This is a genomic window from Mesorhizobium sp. M7A.F.Ca.CA.002.05.1.1 (assembly GCF_003998335.1).
GTDB lineage: Bacteria > Pseudomonadota > Alphaproteobacteria > Rhizobiales > Rhizobiaceae > Mesorhizobium.
The window spans coordinates 1-3745 of the sequence record NZ_RZQI01000603.1 but is presented as its reverse complement, the minus strand read 5'-3'; the positions used below and the strand labels follow the sequence as shown (position 1 = coordinate 3745).

Here is a 3745-nt window from a genome sequence, read left to right as displayed (position 1 = left end):
CGTCTCGAAAGGGTGACCACGATCGAGGTGCAGCGCGTGTCGCGCTCCTGGGCGGGCTTGCGGACCTTCGTCGCCGACGGATCGCCGGTGGTCGGGCCGGATGATGAGGTTCCAGACTTTATCTGGCTGGTCGGGCAGGGCGGTTACGGCATCAAGACCTCACCGGCGCTGTCGCGCGTCTGTGCCAGTCTGATCGCCGGCAAGGGTTTTCCGGACGATGTCGCTAGGCAGGGCGTTTCGATGGACGATCTCACGCCACACCGGCTGCGCGGCGTCGATCCTCAAGCCAGGCAGGTTGCTTGATGAGCAGTGCCGCGCTGACTGGCGGCGGCAGGCTGGCCGGGCATCTGCTGGAGAGGCTTGCGCAAGCCACGGCCGACCCACCGGGCGTAACCCGCGCGGCTTATGGGCCCGGCGAGCGTTTTGCCCACGCCCTCATTCGCGACGAAGCCGAGCAGCTCGGCGCCACGGCGCGCGTCGATGCCGCCGGCAATCTCTATTTGACGCTGAAGGGCCGTAATCCGGATTTGCCGATGATCGTTCTCGGTTCGCATCTCGACAGCGTGCCGCATGGCGGCAATTTCGACGGCGCCGCGGGTGTGGTGGCAGGGCTGGCCGTGATGGCCGAACTGGTCGGGCAAGGCATCCAATTGCCGCGCGACCTGATCGTGCTGGCGACCCGCGCCGAGGAAGCGGTCTGGTTTCCGCTGTCCTATCCCGGCAGCCAGGCAGCTGTCGGCCTGCTGGAGCCGATAGCGCTGGAAGCGAAGCGGTCGGACAGCGGACGCACGCTGGCTGACCATATGCTGGAGGAAGGTTTCGACCCTGATGCCGTGCAGCGCGGCGTGCCGGGCATCGATGCCGGACGGATCGCGGCTTTCGTCGAAGTGCATATCGAGCAGGGACCACGCCTTGTCGCATCCGGCGCGCCGGTCGGCATCGTCACCGGGATCGCCGGCGGGTTTCGCTATGTCGACGCGACCTGCCTCGGCGCCTACGCGCATTCCGGCGCCGAGCCGCGCTTCGCCCGGCATGACAGCGTGCTCGGCTTTGCCGATCTGGTCGCCGGCCTTGAAGCGGAATGGGACGCGCTCGAGCGCGACGGCCATGAAGCCACCATCACCTTCGGCCGCGTGCAGTCCGATCCTGCGCAACACGGCGGCAGCCGCGTCCTGGGCGAGCTTCGCTTCACACTCGATGTGCGTAGCGCCGAGGCCGCCGTGCTGGACCGGATCGAGGCAAGGCTGCACGCGCTTTTCACAGAAGTAGGCAAGAAGCGCGGCGTCAGCTTCGAGGCCGGACCGCGCTTCACCTGGGAGCCGACGACGATGTCGCCGGCGTTGATAGCGAGGCTGGACCGCGCCGCCGCCGAACTGCAAATTCCGGCGCCGCATGTGCCGAGCGGAGCGGGGCATGATGCGGCAAGCTTTGCCGGCGCCGGTATTGCGACCGCCATGATCTTCGTGCGCAACGAGAATGGCAGCCACAACCCGCATGAAGCCATGGAAATCGCCGATCTCGACCAGGCGATCCGCCTGCTTCTTCAATTCGTCACCCACTTCGACAACCCCCCGGGACAGCCATGAACCTTGCCGCGACCGCCTTGCTCGTCATCGATCTGCAAAACGAGTACCGTCCCGGAGCCGCCTGGCCGGTCATCGGCTATGACGCGGTGCTCGCCAATGCCGCCGCGCTGATCGAAGCCGCCCGCGCAGCAGGCGTGCCCGTCATCCATGCGCAAGCCTGGGTGCAGCCGGAAGAACGCGACGGCTATGTAAGGCAGGAGGAAACCCTGACCGAGGAATTCCGCTCCGCCGTGGCCGGCAGCGATGGCGCCGCGATCTGCGCCGAGGTGGCGGCGATGCCCGGCGACATCGTCATCCACAAGCACTGGCCGAGCGCCTTTCGCCGCACCGACCTTTCAAGACGGCTTGCCGACCTCAAGGTCGAGAACCTGATCGTGACCGGGGTGCTGACCGACAGCTGCGTGACCGAGAGCGTGTTCGACGCAGTCTATCAGGGGTTCAGGGTCTGGCTGGTCAAGGAGGCCTGTGGCAGCATGAGCGAAGCCATGCACCGCATCGGCATGCTCGACATGGCCAACCGGCTCTATGGCGGCGGCATCCTGCGCCTTCCCGAGGCGCTGAAGGCGCTTGCCGGCCAGCCTTTCGACGGCTGGCGCTGCACGCGGCCGGTTGAGTTCGTCTACACGCTTGAGATGGTGGACCGGATCTACGAGGCCTTGTGATCGGCGCCGCAGCCGCATGTGCCTCGGACAACCTTTGAAGCTGAGGGCTTGAGTACCGTGCCCGGCAGCGATCCGGTCGCCTTGCCGTCAGTCCACACGGACACGCCGTTGACGAAGACATGCTCGATGCCGGCGGCGGGCCGGCGCGGTTCCTCGAAAGTGGCGGTGTCGATGATCGTCGCCGGATCGAAGATGACGAGGTCGGCGAAATTGCCTTCGGCCAGCAGGCCGCGTTGCTGGATGCCGAATTCACGCGCGGGCAGGCCGGTCATGCGGAACACCGCCTCCTGCAGGCTGAACAGGCCGACATCCCTGGCGTAATGGCCGAGCACGCGCGGAAACGTGCCCCATAGGCGCGGATGCGGATGGATATCGTGCGGCAGGCCGTCCGAGCCGATCATCGTGCGCGGGTGCGCGATGATGTTGCGCACATCCGTCTCGTCCAGCTGGAAGTAGACGGCGCCCGCCGGCAGCAGGCGCTGGCCCGCCTCGCGCTCACTGCAGTTCCATTCGCGCGCGATGTCGGCGATCTCGCGCCTCGCCATTTCAGGATGCGGATCGGACCATGTGACGAGGATCTTCAGACCCGTGTCGCAGCGCTCCAGTCGCAGCACCGTCGAGCTCGCGGCATAGGGATAGACATCCATGCCGATGTCCATCGTTTTGCGCGCCTGATCGATTCTTTCCAAGGACGGACGGCTCTTGCCGAAATTGGCGCGGCCGGTGCATTGATGGTGCGAAATGAACAGCTTGCCGCTGGCATGATCGGCAATGTCGATCGCTTCCTCGATCGCCTCGTCCATCGTCTCGAAATAGTTGCGGGTATGGGTGACATAGGGGCCGCCGAGGTCGGCCGCCGTTGCGGCGAGTGCCTTGACCTCTTCGGTCGAAGAGTTGACCGCCGGCGGATAGTCGAGCCCGGTGCTGAGCCCGAAGGCGCCCTCGGCCATCGCCTCGGCCACCGCCTCCTGCATCGCCACCGTCTCCGCTTCGTTGGCCGGACGGTCGGTCACCGGCATGCAGCGCTGGCGCAAAGTGGTGTGGCCGACCAATAGAGCCGCGTTCGTGGCGATGCCGCGCCGTTTGAGCTCGGCGACATAGTCGGCAAAACGATCGAAACGGAAACTCTCCCGGCCGCCGACCAGCGTGAAGGGCGGCGGTGGTGTCGTGTTGAGAAGCAACGGCGCCAGGCTGACGCCGCAATTGCCGGCGATCACCGTCGTCACGCCCTGGCTGATCTTCGGGTCCATGCCACGTGGCGCCAAAAGCGCGCCGTCATCATGAGTGTGCACGTCGATAAAGCCAGGTGCGACCACCTTACCCGCGGCGTCGATTTCCTCGCTGCCCGTTGCATCGTCCAGCTGACCGATGGCGACGATCCTGTCGCCGGTGACGGCGATGTCGGCCTCGAGAGGCTTCGATCCGTCGCCGGCGATCAGCGTCGCGTGACGGATGACGAGATCATAGGGCATCGGGCAAAAGGTCCTAACCTTCGGG

Annotated in this window: 4 protein-coding genes; 3 read left to right on the top strand and 1 reads right to left on the bottom strand. The window is 66.0% G+C overall.

The features are described from left to right. From EN939_RS24850 to EN939_RS24840, 3 genes are all read left to right on the top strand, one after another. Positions 1-303: FAD-dependent oxidoreductase (locus EN939_RS24850; RefSeq protein WP_164751199.1), on the top strand; the 303-nt coding region annotated here is incomplete at its 5' end. Next, entirely contained in the window at positions 303-1586 is a 1284-nt protein-coding gene (locus EN939_RS24845) for a Zn-dependent hydrolase (RefSeq protein ID WP_127269648.1), read from the top strand. The genes EN939_RS24850 and EN939_RS24845, both read left to right, overlap by 1 nt. Then, entirely contained in the window at positions 1583-2248 is a 666-nt protein-coding gene (locus tag EN939_RS24840; RefSeq protein ID WP_127269650.1) for a cysteine hydrolase family protein, read from the top strand. The genes EN939_RS24845 and EN939_RS24840 overlap by 4 nt, the downstream gene beginning before the upstream one ends. On the opposite strand, the gene EN939_RS24835 is transcribed toward EN939_RS24840, so the two are convergent. Then, on the bottom strand, positions 2233-3745 hold a 1513-nt coding region (locus tag EN939_RS24835; protein ID WP_245473163.1), incomplete at its 5' end, for an N-acyl-D-amino-acid deacylase family protein. The two genes, EN939_RS24840 and EN939_RS24835, sit on opposite strands and share 16 nt — an antisense overlap.